The 4,140-nt window shown below is 36.6% G+C and carries 4 protein-coding genes; 3 read left to right on the plus strand and 1 reads right to left on the minus strand.

Going from position 1 to position 4,140, the window contains the following annotated elements:
* Positions 1 to 407 precede the first annotated feature (407 nt).
* Positions 408 to 1,130, minus strand: coding sequence for a tRNA1(Val) (adenine(37)-N6)-methyltransferase (locus F6K40_RS39100; RefSeq protein WP_293145363.1), 723 nt, complete (start codon positions 1,128 to 1,130; stop codon positions 408 to 410).
* Positions 1,131 to 1,715: 585 nt separating this feature from the next.
* Between F6K40_RS39100 and F6K40_RS39105 the strand changes: the two genes are divergently transcribed.
* The 3 genes from F6K40_RS39105 to F6K40_RS39115 all read left to right on the plus strand — a co-directional run bounded on the left by F6K40_RS39105 (position 1,716) and on the right by F6K40_RS39115 (position 3,987).
* On the plus strand, positions 1,716 to 3,206 hold the full coding sequence (locus F6K40_RS39105) for an aromatic ring-hydroxylating dioxygenase subunit alpha (RefSeq protein ID WP_293145366.1): 1,491 nt from the start codon (positions 1,716 to 1,718) through the stop codon (positions 3,204 to 3,206).
* A 340-nt stretch (positions 3,207 to 3,546) separates the two neighbouring features.
* On the plus strand, positions 3,547 to 3,786 hold the full coding sequence (locus F6K40_RS39110) for a DUF488 domain-containing protein (protein ID WP_365674338.1): 240 nt from the start codon (positions 3,547 to 3,549) through the stop codon (positions 3,784 to 3,786).
* Positions 3,787 to 3,810: 24 nt separating this feature from the next.
* Complete coding sequence (locus F6K40_RS39115) at positions 3,811 to 3,987, plus strand: DUF488 family protein (protein WP_293145369.1); 177 nt, start codon at positions 3,811 to 3,813, stop codon at positions 3,985 to 3,987.
* Positions 3,988 to 4,140: the final 153 nt, after the last annotated feature.

A 4,140-nucleotide genomic window follows, 5' to 3' on the forward strand; every position in this document is an offset into this window, starting at 1 on the left:
CCTTTACAGGCAAAAGTTTTGAGATTCTAACTACCAGCCCTAACTATTGGACAATAGTTAACGAAGTTAGAAGTCAGAAGTCAGTAGGGGCGATTCGCGTTTGCGGAGCATGACAAACGGAAAGTTATGCGCCAGCAAAACGCTTTCTCAGCAGAGCAATAACTATTGGACAATAGATATAGGAGTCGAAGCAAAGATTAGGAAATTTATAAATCCTGAAACCTTTTGACAGTTTACTATTCCCTATTCCCGATTCAAGTAGCGCTATAAATGGAACATTAATAATCGCGAAAAAGAGCAATATAGCTGCGGAATGGATGTTCTATCGCTACTTTCATGCAACAAAGCCTCAGCAATGCCAAATTTTCAAAAGTAGAAGTAAGAAGGTACAAAGCATAAAGTTAAAGTTAATATTTGAGGTAAAAGTCTTTAATTAAAGTAATAAATTCTGGTGTATATATATGTTGCTTTGCTTCAATAGTTAGAGTCTTTTCTTGTAATGGTAATTTATTTTTACCGAGTTCCATCAAAATTCGTTTTGTGGGAATTTCTGGCATCGGTTTAACATAGAGTTTTCTCTGACAAAATAATCCAAAATCTTCAGCCAATTCCAGAAATTTTTGAGCTTGTTCTACTGGATAAATTACAGCTAATTTACCTGTTTTAGACAAAAGTTTAACTGCTGTTTGTAATAAATCATCTTGTGAGAGAAAGTCAGTATGTCGGGCAACTGTTCTGGCTTTGTTTGCAGCTTTAGAAGCATTTTCAAAAAAAGGTGGATTTGATACTATTAAATCATAACGTTTTTGGCAAAAATTTGTATATTCTTGGATTGAATAGTTGACAATTTTAACCTTGTTTGACCAAGGCGATCGCTCTACATTTTCCCTAGCTTGAATAGATGAATTTATGTCAATTTCTACAGCATCAATATCAGCAGGCGATCGTGTTCCGCACCGCTGCGCCAACATTAAAGCAATTAAACCAGTACCTGTACCAATATCTAAAATTTTTTCGACTCCAGAAATATCTACCCATGTTCCTAATAAAGTACCATCAGTACCAACTTTCATTGCACATCTATCTTGTAGGATAGTAAACTGCTTAAATCGAAATTGATTTCCTCCCATATTCTCCTTATATAGCAATCCGCACTTATGTTTGTTGTAAAAATTCAAAAACTAGAAATAAACTCCAAAACTCTTGTCCATTACCGAAAAATTTTGGTTTAAAGCCTCCCCTTGGATACTATGCTTTATAAGGAACTCTTGAAACCCTTGTGGGAGGGTGGGGAGGATGGGGAGGATGGGGAGGAGGGGGAGGAAGAATTCTGTCTACATTCATAAAAAAGAGTATTTTTCAATACTCTTTTCTCCTGAAAAAGCCGATTCAAGACTTCAACATAACTTGTCTATGTTGTCAAGTTTTATGAAAAGAGAAAGATGTTTATAAAGCATAGCCTTGGATAGGGGATAATAAATAAAAATTTTCATAATTAGTCAATCCTATCAGTTTCAAGGAGAGGTAATTATTAATTATTAATTATTAATTATTCATTGTTGAACCATTGCCTATTCCCAATTAAACCTATCTACTTACTTAGCTGAAATTTTTTGATAATTTATGTTATCTTAAATCAATGTAAATTTATCTGACCATTCAAGATAAATTGATCGAGCAAAAATTTTAACATTTGACTTTAATAAGGACTAACCGTGGTAACAGAGAAAATTCTTAAACAAGACATTCAAGAAACAACAGAAACAGAAACATTCCAGTGGACAAAACAATGGTATCCAGTGGCAGTGGTAGACCACACTGACCCATCTCGGCCATATTCATTCCAGTTATTGGGCAAAAATCTAGTTCTGTGGCGAGATAATACTGGAAAATGGTCTTGCTTTGAAGACGTTTGTCCTCACCGACTCGTTCCTCTTTCAGAAGGTCGGGTAGAGTCAGATGGTACTCTAATGTGTGCATACCATGCTTGGCGGTTTAACTCCGAGGGAAAGTGTGTCAGCATTCCTCAGTCTAAAGATAAAGAAACTGAAGCCAAAAATTGTGCTGACAGTAAATCTTGTGCAGTGGTGTATCCCACCCACGAACGTCAAGGTTTGTTGTGGGTTTGGCCAGAATCAGGGGAACAAGCGCAGATAGAAAGTCAGTTACGGGAACCGAGGGTTGTGCCTGAATTGGAAAACCCATCAGACAGAGTTGTGAAACTCTATTGGAGTATGCGCGAAATTCCCTATGGTTGGGACTTATTTATGGAAAATGTTTCAGATCCGGCTCATGTTCCCGTTTCCCACCACGGAATTATGGGTAGTAGATACAGTGAGGATAAATATTACGACATGATTCCAGTTAGGAAATTTTCTACCCAGGAAGGTTTCTCTTTTGAAATCACACCAATAAAAGTACCTGGTATAAAACAAGCTATCCATGATTTTCAACCACCCTGTCACATGAGAATTTTCTCTGAACTTGAGAATGGCGGAAAATCCATTTTGGCTTTGTATGCTAGTCCCTCTCGTCCTGGTTGGTGTCGTACTATTGGATGCCAGGTGTTTGTCAAAGATGAGCAAGGAAAGCGAGGCCAAGGTTTGGGATTTTTTGGTTTACCTATGCCTGAATGGTTGAATCATCTGTTAGGTCCTATATTTTTACATCAAGATTTAGTGTTTCTCCATTACCAAGAGAAAATTTTGGCAAATAAACAGGAAGGAAAGTACCTAGATGTAGTCTACACGCCTAACCCTCAAGATAAAATGGTGATTACTTTTCGGAAGTGGTTGGAGAAACGTGCCGGAGGTGGGATACCTTGGAGTAAAGAATGTAATCCTGAAATGCCACCAGCAGAGTATGATAAACGTAAACTTTTTGATGTGTGGGAGACTCATACAAAACATTGTCGGGTTTGTCAGGATGCACTGAAAAATATTAATCGCTTAAAGATTTTGACTTATGTGGTGGCGTGGTTGTGTCTGTGTTTGGGAATAATTATTGATGCACGGGCGATCGCTATTCAAGTAGCAACAGCAGCGATAACTGAGACGGCAACATCTGTTTCAAGTTTAGCAGTTCCCCCACTAGGATTTTGGTTTGCTTTTGGGGGTGCAGCTTTATTTGCTTTCGGCGGATATAAGTTGCAGCAGTTGAGCAGACTGTTTTATGTTTATGAGTTTGAACACGCTGATAATGATTAGGCAAGAATTTATCAGGACTTACGCCGAACCGCCATATCTGTTAGGGGCGAATGGCATTCGCCCTCTACGGATAGCGTATTTTCTAAGAATTTGTGTAAGTCCTGTTTATATCAAGTTTAGATAGATAGCGAGAGGCTTTTTTTGTTGGGGTGGGTTAAAAGCTAGATATTGAAGTTCAAGCATTTTATATTCAGTATTTCAACCCTCCCCATACGGTGGTTTGAGCTTGACATTTTGAATAAAAGTAGAGTATTTTACTCACATAAATATAGAGCATTGACTTAATCAAAGAATAAAGGTATTATTAGTGATAAAACATAGAAAATTTATAAAATGAGCCATGATGAAATTATTTACTATTGGTCATTCTAATCATTCTATCGAATCTTTTTTAAGTCTCTTACAGAAACATCAGATAACACCTGTGGCAGATGTTCGCTCCTCTCCTTATAGTAAATATTTACCTCATTTTAATCAAAAAAATATGAAGCAATATCTACAGGAAACCAAGATTTCATACATTTTTTTAGGAAAAGAATTAGGTGCAAGAACGAATAATTTAAGAAAAAATAATATCTGATATTGTTAGATTGGTATAAGTAAAATGAAAAAAACTATTGAACTTTTTACAATTGGATTTACGCAAAAAACCGCTCAAGACTTTTTTGAGAATTTAACAAAATCAAAAGTAAAATTTGTTATTGATACAAGAGTCAATAATGTTTCTCAACTGGCAGGATTTGCGAAAAAAAAAGATTTACAGCGGTTTTCATATGAATAAACCACAATGATACTGACTCTTCACTCCTAACTCTTGACTCCTAACTCCTAACTCTTGACTCCTGACTCCTAACTCCTAACTCCTGACTCCTGACTCCTGACTCCTGACTCCTAACAATGAATTTAGTGGTCTACTCAACTGAAAAGCGCTGTA

Source organism: Okeania sp. SIO3I5, from assembly GCF_010672085.1.
Classification (GTDB): Bacteria; Cyanobacteriota; Cyanobacteriia; order Cyanobacteriales; family Microcoleaceae; genus Trichodesmium.

Excerpts from the sequence above, each read along its gene's own strand:
- F6K40_RS39100 (WP_293145363.1), bottom strand. The coding sequence starts at position 1,130 with ATGGGAGGAAATCAATTTCGATTTAAGCAGTTTACTATCCTACAAGAT.
- F6K40_RS39110 (WP_365674338.1), top strand. The coding sequence starts at position 3,547 with ATGATGAAATTATTTACTATTGGTCATTCTAATCATTCTATCGAATCT.
- F6K40_RS39115 (WP_293145369.1), top strand. The coding sequence starts at position 3,811 with ATGAAAAAAACTATTGAACTTTTTACAATTGGATTTACGCAAAAAACC.